Genomic DNA, 22,315 nt, shown 5'->3' with positions numbered 1-22,315 from the left:
CCGCTGCAAGCGAGGGGAGAGGATGGGATGATGCTTATGGCCAACGACTTTGACCTGGTAATCCGGGGCGGCACGATTGTTGACGGCAGAGGCGGTGACCTGATCGAGGGCGATGTTGCGATCAGCGGCGGCCGCATCGCGGCGCTGGGCGCTGTCTCAGGCTCGGGGCGCGAGGAAATAGACGCGCGCGGGCGGATCGTCACCCCCGGGTTCATCGACGTGCACACCCATTATGACGGGCAATGCATCTGGGCCGAGGAACTGAGCCCCTCGTCCGCCCATGGCGTGACGACAGCGGTGATGGGCAATTGCGGCGTGGGCTTCGCCCCGTGCCGCAAGGCTGATCACGACATGCTGATCAACGTCATGGAGGGGGTGGAGGACATCCCCGGCGTGGTCATGACAGAAGGCCTGCCGTGGGACTGGGAGACCTTCCCCGAATACCTCGACACCGTGGCGCGCGGGCAACGCGATATCGACGTGGCCGCCTACCTCCCGCACTCGCCCTTGCGCGTCTACGCCATGGGAGAACGGGGCGCTGCGCGTGAAGTGGCGACCAGCGACGATCTGGCGTTGATGCGCCGCCTGACTGCCGAAGCCATGCGGGCAGGTGCTCTCGGCTTCGCCACCTCGCGCCTGTCGATCCACAAGACGGCTGACGGCGAGGCCATCCCCACCTTCGAGGCGGAGGTGGCTGAGCTCGAAGCGATCACCGGCGGCATGGCTGATGCGGGTGCAGGGACCTTCCAGGTCGTGCTCGATGCCTTTGTGGGGTGGGACAAGGAATACCAGGTGATCGAGCGGGTGATTGCCGCGAGCGGCCGCCCGGCGACCTTCACGCTGGCTTCCGGCAATGATGCGCCGCCGCGCTGGCGGCGCGTGCTGGAAATGCTGGAGCGGACCAATGATGCGGGCGGGCAGGCCACTGCGCAGGTCATGCCGCGCCCGATCGGGCTGATTGCCGGGCTGGAGCTGACCGTCCATCCGTTCGTGCTGTGCCCGAGCTGGGCAAAGATCGCGCACCTGCCGATTGACCAGCAGGTCGAGGCCATGCGCGACCCCGGTCTGCGCGCCGCGCTGCTGAGCGAGGATTTCGCCCCCGGCCACCCGTTCAATGCGCTCGCGCGCAACTGGGACTGGCTGTTCCCGCTCGACGATCCGCCGGACTATGCCCCGCCGCGCGAGATGAGCATGGCGGGCCAGGCGGCGGCGCGGGGGTGCACCCCGCAAGAGGTGGCCTATGACCGGGTGCTGGCCACGGGCGGCAAGGGCCTGTTCCTCGCCGCGCTGGGCAATTACGAGAACGCCTCGCTGGCGAGCGCGCACGAAATGCTGAAACACCCGCACTGCATTCCGGGGCTGGGCGACGGCGGCGCGCATTACGGCGCGATCTGCGATGCGAGCTATTCGACCTACCTGCTGAGCGAGTTCGTGCAGAAGCGCGGGGCGCTGCAGTTCGGGCTGGCCGAGGCGGTCTACATGCTGTCAGCCAAGGCTGCGCGCGCAGTCGGGTTCACTGACCGGGGGATGCTCGCGGTCGGCGCCAAGGCCGACCTCAACGTGATCGACCTCGACAACCTGCGCCCGCATCTGCCCGAAATCGTCCATGACCTGCCCGCAGGCGGCCGCCGCCTGCATCAGCGCGCGACCGGCTATGATGCGACGATCGTTTCGGGTGAAGTGATCCGCCGGTTCGATCAGTCTACCGGCGCAAGGCCGGGAAAGCTGGTGCGGGGCGCGGGCTACGCGGGCTAACCTTGCCGCCGATGGTATCGTCCCTCCACGCATGACGGTATCCGGCGGGTATCCCATCGTGCACATCAGATAGCGCAGCGCTGGGTGCGAAGAGAACTGGCAGCGGTTGCGGGCTGCGCTAGTCAAACACGCCGAGTTCGGGTGCCGTCGGAATTATGGCAGACCAGCGAAGTCCGGCAGGGCTGAAGCTGCGGTCTACCTTTCCATTCGTTGCAGCCGCGAAGACGCGGGTCAGCAATGCCGTTCCAAATCCTTCCTTCTCCGCGGACATCGGGTCTGTGTCTGAAGCCTCTGTCCAGGTAATATGCAGATAACCTTTGTCATCTTCGTGCCAATCCAGGGACACCCTCCCGGCATCGTCCGACAGCGCCCCATATTTGGTCGCGTTGGTCCCCAGTTCGTGCAGGGCCAGGGCAAGGTATGGTGCTGAACGACCGGGAATTGTCGCATCATCACCAGTAACGTCGATCGAATTGAGATGCCCCAGGTTGACATCGACGATGGATTTCACCGAGACGCGGTCATGCGGGCTTGCCAGCAGTGCATCCTGAGCGCGCGAAAGCGTGCGCAGGCGATCCGTTATGGATTCGAGGAATTCCGGATCTACATTCGATGACTTTGCTGATTGGCGTATGATCGCTTCGTTCACCGAATAAATGTTCTTGACCCGATGCGCCAACTCTTTGGCCAATAACTCCAGCTTGGCTTCGTTGAGCTTGCGGGCGGTGACATCAAGGGCGCTGGCGATGATCCGGATTTCGTTCGCGTCGGTGGTGATGCGGCAGGCTTGAATTTCAAGCCAGTGCCGGCGCCCATCCAGCAGAAAATCGATCTCTGTCGCGGCCGGTTCACCGGAGGTCAGCACTTCCTGCAAAATTGCTTCAATCCTCGTGCCGAAATCACCGCTGATGAACTCTGCGGGCGTCTGGCCGAGACAACTGCCCGGCAGGTTGTGGGACCATGTATATCGCAAAAGCTCGTCATGCTCTGACATCGCCAGGCCGGAGATCTGAGCGGCCAGCTCAAACCGGCTGGTGACCCTGCTCGCCATGCGAAGGCTGTCGGTGAGCTCCTCGTTCTGCTTATCAAGGCTCGCCTGCACCTCCCTGAGGTCAGTTACATCCTCGTTGACGCCGATCATTCCGCAAAACACGCCAGACTGGGAAAAGTAGGGAGACGCCTTCGTTCGCAGCACGCGAACAGCGCCGTCAGCTCGGTGATAGCGCGCCTCGCACATGAACGGCTGTTCGCGCATCATGCCTTCGCTGAAGGGGCCGAACACCTTGTCGTGATCCTCCTCCAGAAGGGTGGTTGCCCAGTCGAACTCGTCAAGCACCGGACTTGCGATACCCCAGAATTCCCGTTGAGCCCGATTGAGAAAGACGCATCGCCCTTCCCGATCGCCGCGCCAGAGCATCGCGGGAGTGTCTTCGATCAGCAGTAGAAGGTCGAGCGGAGTGTCTGGCACGCAAGGCCCCCTGTTTATCTGTGCGATCCGGCCACTGGATATCGAAAGCACTCCGGGACCACAAGCAGGGGGGCGGCCGGTCAATCCCGCGGTCTGCTGCCTGGTTGCGACCCTGGCGCCCGCGGCTGGCTTAAGCGATCGCCTCTGGTCAGAGCAGAAAGGGCCGCAGTGCCATCCGCGCACCGGATTGCAGTTCGTCTTCGTCCAGTCGGCCATGGACCGCACGATAGCCAACCCCCCGAATGACAGCGGAAAATACCGCGACGAGCGATGCATCAGGCCGCATCCCGCCCAGCATCTGTTGCAACGCCCATGTCCCGCTGGGATCCTCCATGGCGCGCACGAGGCCGCGCAAGGAAACGTAATCGTCGCCATTGTAGATCGCGCGCTCGATCTCGTCATAGGCTGTGAGGACCGGCTGATGCCTGCCGATGACCGCTTCGAGCAGCCGTTCGAGCATCGCTTCGGGGGCGAACGTGCGCACCAGTAGCTGGTCAGGGTCGCCGCCCAGAGCCTCGCGCGCGTAGAGACTGTGCAGGGCTGCATGGAGCAGGGCGCTCTTGGTGCCGAAGACGTGAATGACCTTGCCGAGGGTAACCCCGGCCTGGTTCGCGACCGCGCGGAAGGTGACGCCGGCATGTCCCTTGTCTGCCAGCAGCCCGGCGGCTGCATCTGCAATCCCGGGTGCCGACCCATCGAGATGCAGCACGGGCACATTATAGCCGCGCTGGGCGAGGGTACGATAAGTGGGGCGAACACGTTCCGTTCCACGGCGCTGCTCGCTTAACCATAGCGTCAAGGTGGCCGCCGTTTCTTCCAGCAAGGCGCGGTCGAGCAGCGGATTCCATACCAGCAGGTGGCGCGCAGCTTCTCCTGCGGCAAAGCAGGCGATGCAATCCGCGTGTTCACCAAGGCCGAGGATGGTTGCAAGGCGGCGCCAGAACCCGTCCCACGCGGCCTGCCATTCCGCATCGGGGGCATGGCGCCATGCCATTGCCAGTCGCCGCTGCCCGGCCGTCCAGTCCGCAATGGTCGAGGCAATCAGCGAGCCTTGCAACTCGGCCGAAAGCGGTTCCCCGGCGAGCGCGCCAAGTCGCATCAGCTGGGCTTCCATCCATGCCTGGCCCTCACGCAGTGCGGTGCCCGCCGCCGCGAGATACAACCGTTCCATATCGCCGAAGTGATAATGGATCGAAGACTGCGCGGCGGCGGCCTTCTGCACCACCAGCCGCACGGAAATCGCATCTGCGGGCACTGTGCACCAGACGTCGAGCAGCGCCTCAATGAGACGGAACTGCGTCGGATTAAAGACGGGTTTTCGGGTAAACTGTGATCGGTTTGTGACCTCTCCCCTGTTGTCCGACACAGAAAACCCTCCCGTTCTTCGGTTCCGGGAACCGGTCGTATCGCTGTCACTCAGATTACTTACAAGCGTTCTAGCTAGGCGGCGAATCGAGGCAATAGGGGTATCGTCAATGTCGCTTGTAACCAAGTCTTTCCGGGCCGCCATGCTGAGCGGGGGTGCGCTGGGAGCGTTGCTTCTGGCGCTGCCGGTCGCCGCCCAGGACAACGTCTCGCCCGGGGCCACCGCTGCTGGCGAGGGCGAGGTTGGCAATGTCATCGTCGTCACCGGATCCATCCGGGGCTCGCTCGAAAATGCGACCGAGACCAAGCGTGCCGCGCTCAACGTCACCGATGTCGCCACCGCCGACTCTGTCGGGCGCTTCCCGGACGAGAACATTGCGGCCGCACTTGCCCGCCTCCCAGGGGTTGCGGTGCAGCTCGACCAGGGCCAGGCGCGCTACATTCAGGTGCGGGGTGCCCCCAACCGCTGGACCTCGGTCAGCATCGACGGCCTTCCGCAGACCGGCACCGACGAAGGCGGCGGGGAACGTGCTTTCCGCTTCGACGCGGTGCCTGCGGTGCTATTGCAGCAGCTGGTGGTCAACAAATCGCTCACCCCCGACATCACTGCCGAGGCGATCACCGCCCTGGTCGACCTGCAAACCTTCTCGCCGCTGGATGACGGCAAGGCGGGTTTCAGTATCACCGGCGATGCGGGCTACGGCCTGATGAGCCTTGGCGAAGGGCCGCAGCGTCAGGGCTCGTTGCGCCTCTCATGGACCAATGACCGCATCGGCTTTGCCATCGGCGGCTCGCATTACCGTCGCAACCAGGTCACCGACAACCGCGAGGCCGGTTACGATGCGAACGGCGTTCCCATCGACATCGACATTCGCAATTACGAACTGACCCGTGAAAACAACGGGTTGTTTGGTGCCTTTGAGGTCCGCCCCAGCGCTGACCTGAAGTTGTTCGTCAACGGCATCTTCACCGAGTTCCGGGACCGTGAGGAACGCCACGCCTACGAAATCGAGATTGGCGAGGCCGCCGCGCGCGGCACGCGCGGGTTGCTGACTGGCAGCCTCGACAATGTCTCGATCACCACCAATTACAATGACGGGCTCTACCTCAACCAGAACTACATCGGATCGGCCGGGTTCGACTATGAAACGCCCGAAGGCGGCATCAAGGCCATCATCGGCTATACCCGCACCGAAAATACCACGGATCTGCCGCTGATCCAGTCCTCGATCCGGTCGGTCAGCGTCGATTATGATCGCACCGCCGATGCGCGTTTCCCCACCGTTCGGCTGTTCCGCACGATCAATACCGGCGGCGTGCTGTCGCGCGGGGCAGAGCTGACGTCGGTCCCGATCACCGAACAGAACCTGCCGCGGACCTTGCTGATTCCGATCATTCAGGGCGTGACCTCTGATGCCTGGTCGGGGCGGCTTGATGCCTGGAAGCAGCTCGATGAGCTCAAGATCAGCGCGGGTGTCTATGCGACCAAGCGTGACATCGTGGGCAACAACATCGGTATCGGCGGCGTGGTGCCGCTGGCGGCGACCGGGTTCAACCCCAACAGCTTCGCAACTGACCGGCCGTGGGACACCCGGTTCCCGCTCGGCGTGGGGATCAACTATGTCGATACCCGCGCGATGAACCGCGAGTTGCAGGCCGCGCTGGGGCGCGCCGGGATTGACCCCAACCGCTTCGTCCTTCCGACCTCGTTCTACGATCAGGAAGAACGCAACATTGCCGGTTATGCGATGGCGCAATGGGATGCCGGGCCGCTGCAACTGGTCGCCGGCGTGCGCGCCGAGCAGTATGATATCGACAATGCCGGCACCGTGCTGACCGGCGCGGTCCAGACCCCGCTGGCCGTGTCGCAGGACTTCTTCGATCTCTTGCCAAGCCTCAACATCCGTTACGAGGCCAGCGACAATGTCGTGCTGCGCCTTGGCGGGCAGCGCGGGGTTTCGCGCCCCGCCTATGCCGCGATCCGCGTCGGCGCCTCGATCAGTGACACAGGCGCCACCATCGGCGGCGGCAACCCCTTCCTCACGCCCGAGTATACCTGGGGCGTGGATGCGGCCGTCGAATACTATTTCTCCAGCAACGGCATCGCGTCGATCAGCGGCTTCCACCGCTGGGTCGAGGATGTGCTGTACCAGAGCCAGCAGCGGGTCGGATCGGACCTCTACAACAGCGGCGGGATCGACCGGTCGGACTATCTGCTAGGATCGACCTTCAACGGCGAAAGCGGCAAGCTCTACGGGGTCGAATTCAATATCGAGACCCAGTTCGATTTCCTGCCCGGCGCGCTCGCTGGCCTGGGGGTGCAGGGCAACCTGACGCTGCTGGGGGGTGATTTCGAGGCGCGCAATGCGGCCGGTCAACTTGAGCGGCTCGCCTTCCAGGGGCTGTCGGACACGGTGTTGAACGCCTCGGTGTTCTATGAATATGCCGGGCTCAGCTTGCGGGTTGCCTACCAGAAACGCACCGATTTCCTGGACACCATCGGCGGATTGGGCGCGGGCGAGTTCCGGCAGGGGTTCGAAAACCTTGATGTTACCGTCCGCTATGCGCTGACACCCAACATCACCGTGTTCGCAGATCTCGCCAACCTCACCGACGAAACCTATGTTGCCTATGAAGGCACGCCAGCGACCCCATCCGAGGTGGAGCGAATTGGCGAGCGTTATCTGTTCGGCGTGCGCTTCAACTTCTGATCAGCCCAAGGGGATCTATCATGCGTCACTTCCTCACCGCTCTTCTCGCCGCAAGTGCGCTGGGCATCGCCCCGGCATCGGCATCGGCGCGCAATATCGTGCTGACCAATGACGACGGCCTGACCAGCAATGTCGTGGCGCTCTATGAGGCACTGAAGGAGGCGGGGCATGATGTCGTGGTATCGGTGCCCTGCACCAACCAAAGCGGACAGGGGGCCGCGCTCGGGATCGCCCGTCCGATCGCGCCGCTCAAGACAGCCTGCCTGAACGCTGCGGCACAGGCCGGCGATCCGGGCGCCGGGCAAATGACCCGTGCGGGACTGCCGACGGGCGATTTCCACTATGTCGATGGGACTCCGGTGGCGGCGCTGCTCCACGGACTGGACGTGGTCGGGAAGGCGCGCTGGGGCAAGATGCCCGATCTGGTGCTGTCCGGCCCCAATGAAGGCCAGAATGTTGGTGCGATCATCCTGTCATCAGGTACGGTGAGCGCAGCCCAATATGCCGCTGTCAGCGGCGTCCCCGCCATAGCACTCAGCGCCGGGGCGGGTACCGAAAGCGCCAATCTGGACAATCCCCTTTCGGACGAGGTTGCGCACCGCACAGTCGAACTGCTTACCCATCTCGATGCCCGCGCCGGCAGCGGTGCGCTGCTGCCGGCCGGTCTCGCGCTTAATGTAAACTTTCCTGACCAGCCTGCAGGCGCGCGCTGGCAGTTGAGCGATATCGGCTCCTACAACGCCTACAAGGTCGGCTTCACCAATGACATGGCGGCCAGCGCTTCACCGATGATGCAGATGATGGCGAAGTCGCGCGGCATGGATATCCCGGCGCTTCCGGGCGTCAGCTTCGATTTCAATACCGCCGCCCCCGCGCCCGAGCAGATGGACGATGAGAGCGTGGTCTATCGCAGCGCAATTGCGGTGAGTCCGATGCAGGCCGGCTATGCCTATCCCGCCGGCGGCGCAGTTCTGACACGAGAGGAACTGGCCGCACTACTTCCTGCAAAGGGGCAGTAGGTCATGTGCCCTGCCGCACTGCCCTCCTGCAAATAACCAAAGCAGCACAAGCAAGCGCTTGGCGCGCCGCAAAAGCGCGCTACCATGCCCGACACATCGGGATCAGAGCGCGAGTCGCAATCGCGCCGGTTGATGCCGGGTCGCAATCGCTGTCTTCCAACTTTGGAAGCAGCGCCACCAGCAGGAGGGGGCGACCGTGGCAGTATCCGATCATGTAGATTTTCCGACATTCATGGAAGGCGTGAAAAAGCGCAATCCGGGCCAGCCGGAGTTTGTCCAGGCGGTTCAGGAAGTGGCCGAAGACATCTTCGAATTCATGGCCGACAAGGAAGAGTACCATTCGCAGCAGATCCTGCGGCGCATTGCTGAGCCCGACCGGGTGGTGAGTTTCCGCGTCTGCTGGGAAGACGACAACGGCAATATCCGCGTCCAGCGGGGCTGGCGGGTGCAGAACAACAATGCGATCGGGCCCTACAAGGGTGGCATCCGTTTCCATCCCAGCGTCACCGAAAGCGTGCTCAAGTTCCTGGCTTTCGAACAGACCTTCAAGAACGCCCTGACCGGCTTGCCGATGGGCGGGGGCAAGGGCGGTTCCAATTTCAACCCCAAGGGCAAGAGCGTGCGCGAGATCATGCGCTTCTGCCAGAGCTTCATGACTGAGCTCTATCGCCATATCGGCGCGGATGTGGACGTGCCGGCTGGCGACATCGGCGTGGGCGGGCGCGAGATCGGCTACATGTTCGGGCAGTACAAGCGCATCACCAACGAGTTTACCGGGGTGCTGACCGGCAAGGGCCTCGAATGGGGCGGCTCGCTGATCCGAACCGAGGCGACCGGTTATGGCGCGGTCTATTTCCTCGAGAACATGCTCGCGGCCAAGGGGCAGAACCTCCACGGCAAGACGGCGGTGATTTCCGGCTCCGGGAATGTCGCAACCCATGCGGCGGAGAAGATTGTCCAGCTTGGGGGCAAGGTCCTGACCCTGTCGGATTCGGGCGGCTTCATCCACGATCCGGCCGGCATCACGCAGGAGAAGATTGACTGGGTAAAGGCCCACAAGACCCATCGCCGCGGGCGGATCGAGGAGTATGTCGCGGAGTTCAAGGGCTCCACCTTCCATGCCGGCAAGACTCCCTGGAACGTTGCCTGTGACGTGGCTTTGCCCTGTGCGACCCAGAACGAACTGCTGGGCGAGGATGCCAGGGCACTGGTCGCCAACGGCTGCATCGCGGTCAGCGAGGGGGCCAACATGCCGACCAATCTTGAAGGCGTGCACGTGTTCAAGGATGCGAAGATCATGTTCGCGCCGGGCAAGGCGGCCAACGCTGGCGGGGTCGCGGTCTCGGGGCTGGAAATGAGCCAGAATTCGGAGCGGCGCAGCTGGTCCGAAGCGGAGCTCCAGCAAATGTTGAAGGATATCATGCACGGGATCCACGAACGGTGCATTACCTACGGTGATCGCGGCAACGGCTATGTCGATTACGTCAAGGGTGCGAACATCGCCGGTTTCAAGAAAGTGGCCGATGCCATGCTGGCATTCGGCGTCGTCTGACGGGGGGCTGAGCGAGAGGCGCGCGCGCGGCGAGGGTGGCTTTGCTGTCTTGACAGGCCCGGAGGCCAGTGCAAGGTAACGGGCATCTCTGCCGCGCGCGACTTCGCGGGGCTGGCACTGCGCACAGGCGCTTGCCTGTTGACGCGTGGTCCGAATCGTCCTAAGCGGCCCGTTCATTCGACAGTCTCGGACAAGTCCGGCAGGCGATAGCCTTTGTGCGCGCCAACCGGACTTTTTGCCGTAGTGGCCCGGGGTGGTCGGTGAGTAACCGCGATGAGATAGGGGTGGCCCGGCCTTGTGCCGACAATGCCAGTCCCCTGTGGAGCATGGAGAAGTAAGTGGCTCGTATTGCCGGGGTCAATATCCCCACCAACAAGCGCGTGATTATCGCGCTCACCTATATTCACGGTATCGGTCGCGCCAAGGCGCTGGAAATTGCTGAAAAGCTCGGCATTGACCAGGCCTGCCGGGTGCAGGACCTGAATGACGAAGAAGTTCTTCGCATCCGTGAAACGATCGACGCCGACTATACGGTGGAAGGCGATCTGCGGCGTGAAACCGCGATGAACATCAAGCGGCTGATGGACCAGCGGTCCTATCGCGGCCTGCGTCATCGTTCCGGCCTGCCTGTTCGCGGCCAGCGCACCCACACCAATGCCCGCACCCGCAAGGGCAAGGCCAAGCCGATCGCCGGGAAGAAGAAGTAAGCGTTCCGGGGAACTTCCCGCACGCTTTTGCCTTCATCCGATACTGAAAAGGAATACGAACCATGGCACGCGAACCCGGCCGGATCAGGCGGCGCGACAAGAAGAACATCAGCAGCGGCGTCGCGCACGTCAATGCCAGTTTCAACAACACGATGATCACCATCACCGATGCCCAGGGCAATGCGATCAGCTGGTCCAGCGCCGGGATGATGGGCTTCAAGGGCAGCCGCAAGTCGACCCCCTACGCCGCTCAGGTGGCTGCGGACGACGCTGGCAAGAAGGCCGCCGAGCACGGCGTCCGCACCCTCGAAGTGGAAATCAAGGGACCCGGTTCGGGTCGCGAGAGCGCCCTGCGCGCGCTGCAGGCGGTGGGCTTTACCATCACCTCGATCCGCGACGTGACATCGATCCCGCACAACGGTGTCAGGCCGTCGAAGCGTCGTCGCGTCTGATCCGTACCTGCCCGGCGGGGCGAGTCCCCGCCGACCATTCACGGACCGGACGCGCATGACCAGCGCCCCGGTCCGCCCGCATTTCGAACCCCAGGGGAAATCCATGTCCGTCAACACCAAGAACTGGCAGGAACTCAAGAAGCCCAGCAACCTTGAAATCAAGGACGCTGGTGACCGGACCCGCAAGGCGACCTTCGTGGCCGAGCCGCTCGAGCGCGGCTTCGGCCTGACACTGGGCAATGCCCTGCGCCGCGTGCTCCTCTCCTCGCTCCAGGGCGCGGCTATCACCTCGATCAAGATCGAGAACGTGCTCCACGAATTCTCCTCGCTTGCCGGCGTGCGCGAAGACGTGACCGACATCGTGCTCAACGTGAAGCAGATCGCGATCCGGATGCAGGGCGAAGGCCCCAAGCGCCTCCAGCTTTCCGCCACCGGCCCGGGCGCCGTCACCGCAGGAGACATCGCCGTGAGCGGCGATATCGAGATCATGAACAAGGGTCTCGTCATCTGCCAGCTTGACGAAGGCGCGACGCTGAACATGGAACTGACGGCCGATACCGGCAGCGGCTATGTGCCGGCCGTGCACAACCGCCCGATCGATGCGCCGATTGGCCTGATCCCGGTCGACTCGCTCTACTCGCCGGTGCGCCAGGTCAGCTACAAGGTCGAGAAGGCCCGCGTTGGCCAGGAACTCGACTTCGACAAGCTCAGCCTGACGGTCGAAACCGATGGCACCATCACCCCTGACGATGCAGTGGCTTACGCCGCCCGCATCCTGCAGGACCAGCTGACCCTGTTCGTCCACTTCGACGACAGCATTCCGGCTGCTCCGGGCGTGATGATCGGCCATGCGGCAGAACCGCAGGAATCGGATGCCAACCAGCTCAACCGCTACCTGCTCAAGAAGGTCGACGAGCTGGAACTGTCGGTCCGTTCGGCCAACTGCCTCAAGAACGACAACATCATCTACATCGGTGACCTGGTCCAGAAGACCGAGGCCGAGATGCTCCGCACCCCGAACTTCGGCCGCAAGAGCCTCAACGAGATCAAGGAAGTCCTGAGCTCGATGGGCCTGCGCCTCGGCATGGACATCCCTGGCTGGCCGCCGGAAAACATCGAGGAAATGGCCAAGAAGCTCGAGCAGGAACTGCTCGGCTGATCCGGCCCCCACGACAAAGGACGGTCGGCCTTACCGACCAGGATGGAGCAACCTGATACGGGCTCCCTACGAACGAAGGACTGAAAAATGCGTCATAAGATTTCCGGCCGCAAGCTGCAGCGCAAGACCGGCCACCGCAATGCCATGTTCCGCAACATGGCAGCCGCGCTGATCAAGCATGAGCAGATCATGACCACGGTTCCCAAGGCCAAGGAACTGCGCCCCTATGTCGAAAAGCTGATCTCGCTCGCCAAGCGTGGCGGCCTGTCGAATCGGCGTCTGGCTCAGGCCCGCCTGCTTGACGAGACCCAGCTGAAGAAGCTGTTTGACGTCCTGGCAGCGCGCTATGCCGACCGTGAAGGCGGCTACACCCGCGTGATCAAGGCTGGCATCCGCGCTGGCGACGCCGCCCCGATGGCGGTGATCGAGCTGGTTGACCGCGATGTCAGCGCCAAGGGCCAGGACAGCGGCCCGGTGCAGAACGAAGAAGAATTCGAAGACGCGTAAGCCGCGTTTTCGCAATCGGGAAAAGGGGCCGCCCGGAGCAATCCGGCGGCCCTTTTCTTTTGCCCTGCGCCGGGTAGGGTGCAGCCATGATCCGCACCGCCCTTGCAGCCGCAACGCTGCTCTTCGCCGCTCCCGCCGCAGCACAAAGCCAGCAGGAGGCTCTCGACGCCAGGTACGACCGCGCCCTGGCAGCGGGTTACAAGGCGCTGATGCTGTGCGGCGCGATAGCCAATGCGGAGCGGATCGGGCAGGATCGCTCGCCAGAACATGTGGCGCAGTGGGAACTGACCGGCATTCAGGCCCCCCTGAACAGCATCGTAAATGGCCTTCCCCATTCCATCAGGGTCAATGCCAGTGGCGTGATCGATTATGTCGCCGTCGACTGGGCTGAGGACAGTCCGGCCCGCTTTGCCCGGTATCGGGGGGAGGCGGGCTGCGCGCTGATGCCGATGGGAATGCAGCCCTCTGTCACCGGGCATGAACTGCCACGGTATCGAGATGCCGTGATGGCCAACTGGCACACGAAGGTGCGAACACCTGTCCGGTCAGAGTTGCTGGCGGCGATGGGTGATCGCTACGGCAAGGGCAGCCGGACAACCTCGGTCATTGTCTATCGGGCGGATGACGTGGTGGACGAGGTATCTGCCGACGGCTTTGGGCCGTTTGTGCCCCAGCGCACATGGTCGGTGGCAAAGAGTCTCGCTGCTACTCTGGTCGGTATGGCGGTCCATCGCGGCGAGGCTGAAGTCACTGCATCGGCAGGGCTTGGTGAAAGCGCGGACGATCCGCGCCGTGCCATCACCGTCGATCACCTCCTGCGCATGGCATCGGGCCGCTATTCCGATACGCCGGGTAATCGCACTGACCCGCTCTACTTCGGCGGTGCGACCGTCGGCGAGAGCGCGGCCCACTGGCCCCTGATCCATTCCCCCGGCTCGGTCTTCCGGTATGCCAACAATGACACGCTGATGGCCTCGGCGGCCATCTCGGCCTCGTTTGAAAGGTATCCGGTGGCGGAGCAGCTCCGGCTAATCGGCATGACTGGCACGACTGCCGAAGCAGACTGGCAGGGCGGCTATGTGCTCTCCAGTCAGGTCTGGGCCACTCCCCTTGACCTGGTCAGGTTCGGCCAGCTCTATCTCAATGACGGCAAGTTGCCCGACGGCACCCGCATCCTGCCCGAGGGCTGGGTCCAATATGTGTCTACCCCGTCTGGCCCTCAGCCCCAGGGCGAGTTCGGCTATGGTGCCGGGTTCTGGCTGATGAACAAGTCAGACGGCATACCGCCCGACACCTTCGCGGCCTTCGGCAACCGGGGGCAGTATGTCGTGATCGTGCCGAGCCGCAACGTGGTGATCGTCCGCCGGGGCGAAGACCCTGTCGGGAGCGGGTTTGATATCGCCGCTTTTACCCGCGGCGTGCTCGCGGCCCTCAATTAAGGAACGTTCAGTAAAGTTGTCATATTTCTGAACGTTTCCTGTCAGCGCAGTTCAGCGTGATCTCACCGCGAATCGCTACAACAGGCTTCGAAGCCGGACGCACTCCCGCAGGCCGGTATCGAAGGAACGTGCGATGAAGACCATTACCAAGGCCCTGGCCAAAGGGACGCTCGGAACCGTCGCTGCCGGTGCGCTGGCGATGACTTCCGCCACTCCGGCGTTGGCCAACGACCACCGTGACGGCGGTATTTCGACCGGCGACGTGATTGCCGGTGCCGTGATCATCGGCGGAATTGCTGCGATTGCGGCTGCTGTGGGCAACCGCGGCGATGACCGCTACCGGGATGGTTCCTACGGCTATCGTGACAATTACCGTGACAACTATCGCGGCGGCGACCGCTGGCAGGCACGCGGCAACCCCCGTGCCGCCGTAGAGCGCTGTGTTAACGCCGCCCGGCAGGACGCGCGCCGCGCCGGTTATCGCTACGCCCAAGTGACGCAGATCCGGGACGTCGATGATACCCGCAATGGCTGGCGCGTGCGCGGTAACGTGGTGGTCGATGGCAACCGTGGCTGGAACGGGCGTGATCGCTATGACAGCCGCTGGGGCTACAACAACAACCGCAGCGACAGCGGCCGGTTCGACTGCCGGATCGAGCGTGGCCGGGTGACCTATCTCGACTTCAGCGGCATTCGTGGCCTGCGTTGATCGATCAGGCTGAGTGGCGAGCCAGGGGCGGTTCAGGCTGATGAAAGCCTGGGCCGCCTAGCGCGTGGTAGTTAGCGGGGCAGTGTGCCCCAAGCAGACAGGGGGACACAAATGCCTCGTTTCAAAGCAGTTTCCGGCACGTTGGCGATGGTCGCGGCGCTCACCATGGCGGCCACTCCGGCCGCAGCGGTTGACCTTCCGGTATCGGCTGCGCGCAGCCAGCAACCCGCCGCGACCGTGTTCAAATCCGATGATGTCAACGCCGATGGCTATCGCCATCGCCGCCATCGCGACCGGATAGACGCGGGCGACGTGCTCGCCGGTGTGCTGATCCTCGGCGGGATCGCCGCGATTGCCAGCGCAGCGTCCGGCAACAAGCGTGACCGTGACTATCGGGATGATCGCTATCGCACGGACTATCGCTATCGGCCCAGCGATGACAGCTACCGTTATCGTCCGAACAGCCGCGCCACTGCGGGCAGCGGCATCGACAACGCGGTAAACCTCTGCGTGGGCGCGATTGAGCGTGACGTGCGGGTGGCGAGCGTGGACGGGGTGGACCGCAATGCCGCTGGCTGGCTGGTCACCGGTACGGTCTACAACGGTGACGGGTTCTCGTGCCGGATCGATGGCAATGGCCGGGTCGACGGGATCAGCTACGGCCAAGGCACCGCAATGCCCTACAGTGGCGCAGCCAATGATCGCCAATGGGATGACGAGCGCTATGCCGCTGCCTGGGCGCAGGTCGGCTCTGGTCAGGGTGCTGTTCCTGCAGCAACGGCCGACGGCCCTCTGCCGGCCTATCCCGGTGGTCCGCTGCCGGGCGAAGAACGCGCCGATTAATCGGGTTTCTGGCCCTGTCCGGCAGTATAGCTGGGCAGGGCCAGCTGCCACCGGATCGCCACCCCCCGCAAGGTGAAACCACCCAGCCAGGCGAGCCCCCAGACCAGTGCTGATGGCAGATGAGCCAAGGTCCCGGCCACGGTGAGCAGTGCTGACAGGGCCGCAGCGGTCACATAGAGTTCCGGCCGCATGATGATCGACGGCACGCCCGCGATCACGTCCCGCACCACGCCGCCGGCGCATCCCGTCACCACGCCAAGCACCGCCGCAGGCACCGGGGCAACGCCGAACTGGATTGCCTTGGCCGTGCCGAGCACCGCGAACGCGGCCAGCCCGGCGGCATCGGCCCACTCCAGCAGCGATCCCTCCCACCAGCGCGTCGGCGTGAACCACGCGATCAGCGCGGTGGCGAAGATCACCGGGGCGACCCAGGGATCGTGCAGCCAGAAAGCGGGGGCGCCAATCAGCATGTCCCGCAAGCTGCCGCCGCCCACGCCGGTCACCAGCGCGAAGAAAGCCATGGTTACGAAGGTCTGTCTGAGCCGCGCAGCCAGCAGGGCCCCGGTCAGGGCGAACACCGCTGTCCCCAGCAGATCGAGCGCGGGAGGAAGGACCGCCGGTGTCATGTCGCCACCCGGGCCCGGCGCCGGCGGAACATCAGGATGCACCCCAGCAGTGCGCCGAATGCGGCCAAGGCTGCGAACAGGATCAGTACCGGGTGGCTGGTATCCTCGCGGGCTTCCAGATCCATGATATGGAGCCCCCACATCAGGTCGAACACCCGCCACCAACGGGTGCGTACAGCCTCGATTTCGCCGGTATCCCGCCCGACATAGACGTGGGTGCCATTGTCGAGCGCGACTTGCCACACCGCCATGGGCCGGCGAAAATCGAACGGAACCTGGTCGGCCTCGTACAGGGTGACGCGGGCTACCGTGTCACCGCCGATCACGCCCTCGGCCACGATGGCGCGCGCTTCGGTGGCGCCGATGGGGGCAATCGGCTGCCCGGTCGCCAGGTCATAACGCTGCACGGTGCCGTCCATCCGGTTCACCAGGCTGATTGCGCGGCCCCGCTGCATGAAGCTGCGCATCTCCCGGACCGGCCCGCTGCCTGCGGCGGTGCCGGGCAGGACAAGCGCCTGCGGCTCTGCTTGCGTCCGCAAGCTGGTACCGCGCACGTCGTCGATCGGGCGGGCGACCATGAACAGGCCGGTCAGCGTCCACATCAGGATTGGTACGCCGACCAGCCATCCGAGCCAGATATGCCACCGGGCGAACTGACGCATCAGCCGCAGGTGCCGTGCCACGCTAGCCATGCAGGATCGTGCCGATTTCTGCAGCGGCGGCAATGCAGTCCAGATCGCCCCAGCGCGGCCCGATGACCTGCATCCCGCAGGGCAGGCCGTCCGTCCCGCCAATCGGCAGGACAGTCGCGGGCAAGTTGGGGAAAGTGGCAAGTCCGGCCCAGAACAGCCCGTCGGCGGCCCGGTGCTGCGCACCATCGATGGTGATTTCGCCCTTGAACACGGCCTCGTCGCGATGCGGAACAGCAAGCACCGGGGCGGGCGGGGCGAGCACGAAGTCGTAGGTTTCGAACAGTGCGGCCCATGCCAGCTCGCTCCGCGCCTGCGCGTCAAGCAAGTCGAACCAGTCGGTTGCGTTGGCGCGCCTGCCATCAGGGGCGGGCATCCCGCGAGCCATCGCGATGTTCATCATCTTGAGGTAGTCATGCTGCTGCTGCGGCAGGTCGGGCAGCAGGGCCGAGGCGCGATCAATCCGCACGCCGGCCGCCTCGATCATCGCGATCGCGGCTTCGGTTGGCCCCCGCACGGCCGCGTCGATGGGGCTGGCGGGATGATCTGCCAGAACCAGCAGGCGGCATTCGCGCAGCGGCTTGCCGCTCCGGCGCAAGGGGATTGCCGCCGTCAGTTCCAGCAACAAGGCGAGGTCTTCGGCATTACGCGCCAGGGGCCCGGCAATCGACAGCACACCGTCGTGCGCGTCACGGCCTGCCATGGCCGGATGATCGTGCCCGTGCTTGGGGATCAGGCCCCAGCTCGACTTGTGGCCCCAGACCCCGCAGAAATGCGCCGGGACGCGGACTGAGCCGCCGATGTCGGTGCCGAACTCGCACGGCACCATCCCCGCTGCGACCGCTGCGGCTGATCCGCCCGAAGACCCGCCGGGGCTGCGTGCCGGATCATGCGGATTGCCGGTGCGACCATAGACCGGGTTGAAGCTCTGCCAGTCGCTGAGGTCGACCGGCACATTCGTCTTGCCGAGCAGGATGGCTCCGGCCGCCTTGAGCTGGTGGACAACCCGGGCGTCGCGGGTGGCGAGCTGGTGGCGATAGGCTTCGTGGCCCCAGCAGGTCGGCAAACCGGCGATGTCGAAGCTTTCCTTGATGGTCATCGGCACGCCGTAGAGCGGCTGGTTGTCGCGCGGCTTTTCGTGGCCAAGCGCCTTGGCAGCATCGCGCGCACGGTCGAAATCGCACACCACCACCGCGTCAATGCCGATGTCGAGGTCCTCGATCCGGGCGATGGCTGCCTCGACCGCGTCGAGCGGGGACAGGTCGCCCGCGCGGATCTGCGCCGCCAGTGCGATCGCCCCCGGTTCGCGGGTCAGTTGTGGATAGGCCATGAACGCTCCTCCCTCAGTGCCGCGCGGTTCTAGGCGGGCAAGGCCTGGGGAGCAAATGCGTTTGCGGTCAGGCCGGGGATTCCCGTGCGGGGCCGGTCGGCGCCGTGCGGTTGAGCGCCAGCGCCAGGCCATAGCCCAGGATCGGCGCCGCACCGTAGCCGATCAGGGGGGTGGGATAATGCGAGATCATGGCCATGATCGTGAAGCCGAACAGCGATCCGGCCATGGCGTAGCGCGCCCCGCGATCGCCGCCGCTGGCCCGCAGGATCAGGAAGAAGGCCGCCACCAGCGCCAGGAACAGGGCGAGCGCAACCAGCGGTGCGTTGAACGACAGGTCGGCCAGGACACGCTCGACAAACGGTTGCGGCGGCAACTCGCCCCGCATCGCCATGACCAGCGTGGCAAAGAAGGCCACGATCGCGCTGACGCCGATCTTCCAGTCCCTGGTCACGTCGTGCAGGCCAACCGCAGCGAAGGTCAGGGCAAAGCCCGTGGCGGCGTCCGGCTGGAAGAACGCCGCCAGCACGCCGGTCAGCAGTATCGGTGCAGCATAGTCCCGGTCTCGCGCGGCCAGAGCAACCAGCGCCGGAACCAGGAGCATTCCGGAATGGAGCACGAACGGGCCGAGCGGCAACCAGCGCATGACACCGCTCACCCAGGGGCCGGTCAGCAGCGGGGCGAACAGCAGGGCGAGGAGCATCACCACAAGCACCCGCCTCAGGGCCAGGTGCGCAACCGGCGGACACAGCAAGATCAGCGCTGCTGCGGCCAGCAGCGCGCCCGCGTTGAACAGGGGAAAGCTTTCCGGCGCGCCATGGGTGACCAGATAGACCAACCCGGCGAGGCTAGGCAGGGCCAGCGCGATGACAGCCAGGAGGCGCTCCCTCAGGAGGCCGGCCCGCGCTGTCAGCTCTCGCGGCATCAGATGTGGATCGGCTTGCCCCGAACGCCCATTGCCGCTTCCTTGATCGCTTCGGCATGGGTCGGGTGGGCGTGGCAGGTGTAGGCAATGTCCTCGCTGGTCGCACCGAACTCCATCGCGATCGCAGCTTCCGCAATCATGGTGCCCGCGACCGAGGCGATGGCCCACACGCCGAGCACGCGGTCGGTTTCGGCATCGGCGATCACCTTCACGAAGCCGTCCGGTTCGTGGTTGGTCTTGGCACGGCTGTTGGCCATCATCGGGAACTTGCTGGTCTTCACCGGGCCGCGCGCCTTGGCCTCTTCCTCGGTCATGCCCACGCCGGCGAATTCAGGCCAGGTGTAGACGACGCCGGGGATCACCGCGTGATTGACGATGCCGGTCTGCCCGGCGATGTTCTCGGCCACGGCAATGCCTTCATCCTCGGCCTTGTGCGCCAGCATCGGGCCGGGCACGATGTCGCCCACTGCCCACACGCCCGGCACTTTGGTGCGGAAGTCGTGATCGATCTCGATCTGGCCGCGCTGGTTGACCTCAAGCCCGATGTTCTCCAGGCCCAGCCCGGATGTGTTGGGGCGGCGGCCAATCGACACCAGCACGCAGTCGGCTTCGAGCGTGCTCGCTTCACCGCCGGCGGCAGGTTCCAGGGTCAGGGTGGCCTTCTTGCCCTTCACGGTGCAGCCGGTCACCTTGGTGCCGAGCCGCAGCTCCATACCCTGCTTCTTGAAGATCTTGGCCGCTTCCTTGCGTACGTCCAGGTCCATGCCGGGGAGCAGCTGGTCGAGGTATTCGACCACGATGACCTTGGCCCCGAGCCGGCGCCAGATCGAGCCCATTTCCAGCCCGATCACGCCGCCACCGATCACCACCATGGTCTTCGGCACGGCCTTCAGTTCCAGCGCACCGGTGGAATCGACCACCACCTGCTTGTCGTTGTCGACCTCGACTCCGGGAAGAGGGGTGACGCTGGAGCCGGTGGCGATCACGATGTCTTTCGCCGTGACGGTCTCCTCGCCAACTTTCACCGTGTGCGCGTCAACGAACGTGGCGTGGCCCTTCTTCCAGTCGACCTTGTTCTTCTTGAACAGGAACTCGATGCCCTTGGTCAGCCCTTCGACTGCGTCGATCCGCTGCTCATGCATCTTGGGCAGGTTGAGCTTCGGGGTCACCTCCACGCCCATGCTCGCCATGGTGCCGTTGGCCGCCGCATCGAAGAACTCGCTCGCGTGGAGCATGGCCTTGGAGGGAATGCAGCCGACGTTGAGGCAGGTGCCGCCGAGTGTTGCACGACTTTCGACGCAGGCCGTCTTCAGTCCCAGCTGCGCCGCGCGGATAGCCGCGACATAGCCGCCGGGGCCTGCGCCGATGATGAGGACGTCGTAATCGTATTCAGCCATTTCCAACTCCGTGCGCAGTCCCATCTGGCGGGCCGCGATACTTGCTTTGCGCCTTACTGCCCGACCCCGTCAGGATCGGTCTGTGCAACGCATCCGTCGATGATGCCCTGCAAGCGTTCGGGATTGATGTCGGACAGTGTCGGTGCACCGTCCGCGACGAGGCTGTCTGCGCTGCACTGGCAGACCGCCGAAATCCGCCCTGCGGCAATTCCGGCGCCCTCAGCGACCTGTTCGCATTGAGCCACGATTCCCCGCCGGATCTCGCTCTCGAAGGTGTCGCCTGCGATCTCCGTGGCTGCGTCGCAGCCAACCAGTACGAATACCGCAACCAGGAGATAAGCCGGACGCATGGTTTTCACACCGATTGTATCCTGAGCAGCCATAATGGTCTCTTCCTTCGGGCAGCGGGCGTAAGCGTATACTACAAATCGATCAGCATCCGGGTGGGATCCTCGATCGCTTCCTTGATGATCTTCAATGCGGTGACTGCCTCGCGGCCATCGATCAGGCGGTGGTCGTAGCTGAGCGCAATGTACATCATCGGGCGGATGACGATCTGGCCGTCGCGGACCACGGGTCGGTCCTCGATCCGGTGCAGGCCCAGCACCGCGCTCTGCGGCGGATTGATGATCGGGGTGCTCATCAGGCTGCCGAACACGCCGCCGTTGGAGATGGTGAAGGTGCCGCCGCTCATGTCAGCCATGGTCAGCGTGCCTTCACGGGCGCGCGCGCCGAAATCGGCGATGTCTTTCTCGATGCGGGCAAAGCTCTTGGCCTGGGCATCACGCACCACCGGTACCACGAGACCGTTCGGCGCCGAAACCGCCACCGAAATGTCGACGTAGTCGTGATAGACGATCTCGTCGCCTTCGATGTAGGCGTTGGCCGAAGGCACATCCTTCAGCGCCAGGCAGCTGGCCTTGGCGAAGAAGCCCATGAAGCCGAGCTTGATGTCGTGCTTCTTGGCGAACAGGTCCTTGTACTTCTCGCGCGCCTCGATCACCGCGCTCATGTCGACATCGTTGAACGTGGTGAGCAGCGCGGCGTTGTCCTGCGCGCTCTTCAGGCGCTTGGCGATGGTCTGGCGCATCCGGGTCATCTTGACCCGTTCGGTGCGGCGCTCGCCCGCAGCGGCGGGCGCAGCCGCTGGTACCGGGGCAGGTGCGCTGGTCGAAGGAGCAGGCGCCGCTTCCTTGGCCTTGGCGGCGGCCAGCACGTCTTCCTTGGTCAGGCGGCCATCCTTGCCGGTGCCCTTGATCGTGCTCGGATCGACCCCGTGCTCGAGCACGGCACGGCGGACTGCCGGGCTCAAGGTGGTCGTATCTGTGCCGGTCGCGGCGGATTCCGGCGCGGGATCAGCAGCCGCTGGGGCGGCGGCCGGTTGCTCGCGGGCCTCGACCGGAGTTGCCCCGGCGGCGGCGACACTGTCCTCGATGATCGCAATCACTGCGCCCACTTCGACCGTGTCACCCACGGCGGCGCGATGTTCGGAGAGGATGCCGGCCACGGGGGAGGGCACCTCGATGGCGACCTTGTCGGTTTCGAGGCTTGCGATCGGCTCGTCGAGCGCCACGGCATCGCCAGGCTGCTTGAGCCATTCGCCGATGGTGCCTTCGGTGACCGATTCACCCATGGTGGGGACTTTGACTTCAGTGCTCATGATAC

Annotated in this window: 20 protein-coding genes; 11 read left to right on the top strand and 9 right to left on the bottom strand. The window is 64.5% G+C overall.

Features of this window, described 5'->3' with window-relative positions:
- The first annotated feature begins 30 nt into the window (after window positions 1–30).
- Window positions 31–1,755 (top strand): N-acyl-D-amino-acid deacylase family protein, encoded by a 1,725-nt coding sequence (locus U4960_RS12700; protein ID WP_416379121.1) that lies wholly within the window; start codon window positions 31–33, stop codon window positions 1,753–1,755.
- A 118-nt stretch (window positions 1,756–1,873) separates the two neighbouring features.
- Here the strand turns inward: U4960_RS12700 and U4960_RS12695 are convergent, their stop codons facing one another.
- On the bottom strand, window positions 1,874–3,223 hold the full coding sequence (locus U4960_RS12695) for a sensor histidine kinase (protein ID WP_324260999.1): 1,350 nt from the start codon (window positions 3,221–3,223) through the stop codon (window positions 1,874–1,876).
- 148 nt (window positions 3,224–3,371) lie between these two features.
- The gene (locus tag U4960_RS12690; RefSeq protein WP_324260998.1) at window positions 3,372–4,478 is read right to left on the bottom strand and encodes a TetR family transcriptional regulator; all 1,107 of its coding nucleotides are present in this window, start codon (window positions 4,476–4,478) and stop codon (window positions 3,372–3,374) included.
- Between the two features lie 220 nt (window positions 4,479–4,698).
- On the opposite strand from U4960_RS12690, the gene U4960_RS12685 reads away from it, so the two are divergent.
- The 10 genes from U4960_RS12685 (at window position 4,699) to U4960_RS12640 (ending at window position 15,686) form a co-directional block, all read left to right on the top strand.
- Window positions 4,699–7,299: a TonB-dependent receptor gene (locus tag U4960_RS12685; RefSeq protein ID WP_324260997.1), complete on the top strand. Its 2,601-nt coding sequence runs from the start codon at window positions 4,699–4,701 to the stop codon at window positions 7,297–7,299.
- Between the two features lie 20 nt (window positions 7,300–7,319).
- Window positions 7,320–8,318 (top strand): 5'/3'-nucleotidase SurE, encoded by a 999-nt coding sequence (locus U4960_RS12680; protein ID WP_324260996.1) that lies wholly within the window; start codon window positions 7,320–7,322, stop codon window positions 8,316–8,318.
- Between the two features lie 196 nt (window positions 8,319–8,514).
- A complete protein-coding gene (gene gdhA / locus U4960_RS12675) occupies window positions 8,515–9,870 on the top strand; it encodes an NADP-specific glutamate dehydrogenase (RefSeq protein ID WP_324260995.1) in 1,356 nt (451 codons plus the stop codon).
- Window positions 9,871–10,208: 338 nt separating this feature from the next.
- Window positions 10,209–10,577 carry a 30S ribosomal protein S13 gene (rpsM, locus tag U4960_RS12670; protein ID WP_324260994.1) on the top strand — a complete coding sequence of 123 codons (369 nt, stop codon included), beginning with the start codon at window positions 10,209–10,211 and terminating at the stop codon, window positions 10,575–10,577.
- A gap of 62 nt (window positions 10,578–10,639) precedes the next feature.
- Complete coding sequence (rpsK, locus tag U4960_RS12665; RefSeq protein WP_324260993.1) at window positions 10,640–11,029, top strand: 30S ribosomal protein S11; 390 nt, start codon at window positions 10,640–10,642, stop codon at window positions 11,027–11,029.
- 103 nt (window positions 11,030–11,132) lie between these two features.
- The gene (locus tag U4960_RS12660; RefSeq protein WP_324263105.1) at window positions 11,133–12,188 is read left to right on the top strand and encodes a DNA-directed RNA polymerase subunit alpha; all 1,056 of its coding nucleotides are present in this window, start codon (window positions 11,133–11,135) and stop codon (window positions 12,186–12,188) included.
- Window positions 12,189–12,275: 87 nt separating this feature from the next.
- Window positions 12,276–12,695, top strand: coding sequence for a 50S ribosomal protein L17 (gene rplQ / locus U4960_RS12655; protein ID WP_324260992.1), 420 nt, complete (start codon window positions 12,276–12,278; stop codon window positions 12,693–12,695).
- A gap of 86 nt (window positions 12,696–12,781) precedes the next feature.
- A complete protein-coding gene (locus U4960_RS12650) occupies window positions 12,782–14,134 on the top strand; it encodes a serine hydrolase domain-containing protein (RefSeq protein WP_324260991.1) in 1,353 nt (450 codons plus the stop codon).
- A 133-nt stretch (window positions 14,135–14,267) separates the two neighbouring features.
- The gene (locus U4960_RS12645) at window positions 14,268–14,843 is read left to right on the top strand and encodes a hypothetical protein (RefSeq protein WP_324260990.1); all 576 of its coding nucleotides are present in this window, start codon (window positions 14,268–14,270) and stop codon (window positions 14,841–14,843) included.
- A 111-nt stretch (window positions 14,844–14,954) separates the two neighbouring features.
- Window positions 14,955–15,686 carry a hypothetical protein gene (locus tag U4960_RS12640; protein WP_324260989.1) on the top strand — a complete coding sequence of 244 codons (732 nt, stop codon included), beginning with the start codon at window positions 14,955–14,957 and terminating at the stop codon, window positions 15,684–15,686.
- On the opposite strand, the gene U4960_RS12635 is transcribed toward U4960_RS12640, so the two are convergent.
- The 7 genes from U4960_RS12635 to odhB form a co-directional block, all read right to left on the bottom strand.
- Entirely contained in the window at window positions 15,683–16,312 is a 630-nt protein-coding gene (locus tag U4960_RS12635) for a trimeric intracellular cation channel family protein (protein WP_324260988.1), read from the bottom strand. The two genes, U4960_RS12640 and U4960_RS12635, sit on opposite strands and share 4 nt — an antisense overlap.
- On the bottom strand, window positions 16,309–17,004 hold the full coding sequence (locus U4960_RS12630) for a PepSY domain-containing protein (RefSeq protein WP_324260987.1): 696 nt from the start codon (window positions 17,002–17,004) through the stop codon (window positions 16,309–16,311). Before U4960_RS12630 ends, U4960_RS12635 begins: the two co-directional genes overlap by 4 nt.
- Window positions 16,997–18,331: an amidase family protein gene (locus tag U4960_RS12625; protein WP_324260986.1), complete on the bottom strand. Its 1,335-nt coding sequence runs from the start codon at window positions 18,329–18,331 to the stop codon at window positions 16,997–16,999. The genes U4960_RS12630 and U4960_RS12625 overlap by 8 nt, the downstream gene beginning before the upstream one ends.
- 67 nt (window positions 18,332–18,398) lie before the next feature.
- Complete coding sequence (locus tag U4960_RS12620; RefSeq protein WP_324260985.1) at window positions 18,399–19,253, bottom strand: hypothetical protein; 855 nt, start codon at window positions 19,251–19,253, stop codon at window positions 18,399–18,401.
- Window positions 19,253–20,650 carry a dihydrolipoyl dehydrogenase gene (gene lpdA, locus U4960_RS12615; RefSeq protein ID WP_324260984.1) on the bottom strand — a complete coding sequence of 466 codons (1,398 nt, stop codon included), beginning with the start codon at window positions 20,648–20,650 and terminating at the stop codon, window positions 19,253–19,255. The genes U4960_RS12620 and lpdA overlap by 1 nt, the downstream gene beginning before the upstream one ends.
- A 53-nt stretch (window positions 20,651–20,703) precedes the next feature.
- Window positions 20,704–21,033, bottom strand: a complete 330-nt coding sequence (locus tag U4960_RS12610) for a hypothetical protein (RefSeq protein ID WP_324260983.1) — start codon at window positions 21,031–21,033, stop codon at window positions 20,704–20,706.
- A 38-nt stretch (window positions 21,034–21,071) separates the two neighbouring features.
- Window positions 21,072–22,310: a 2-oxoglutarate dehydrogenase complex dihydrolipoyllysine-residue succinyltransferase gene (gene odhB / locus U4960_RS12605; protein ID WP_324260982.1), complete on the bottom strand. Its 1,239-nt coding sequence runs from the start codon at window positions 22,308–22,310 to the stop codon at window positions 21,072–21,074.
- Window positions 22,311–22,315 lie beyond the last annotated feature (5 nt).

The organism is Altererythrobacter sp. H2 (assembly GCF_035319885.1).
Classification (GTDB): Bacteria; Pseudomonadota; Alphaproteobacteria; order Sphingomonadales; family Sphingomonadaceae; genus 34-65-8.
This window is presented reverse-complemented; position numbering and strand designations above follow the sequence as displayed.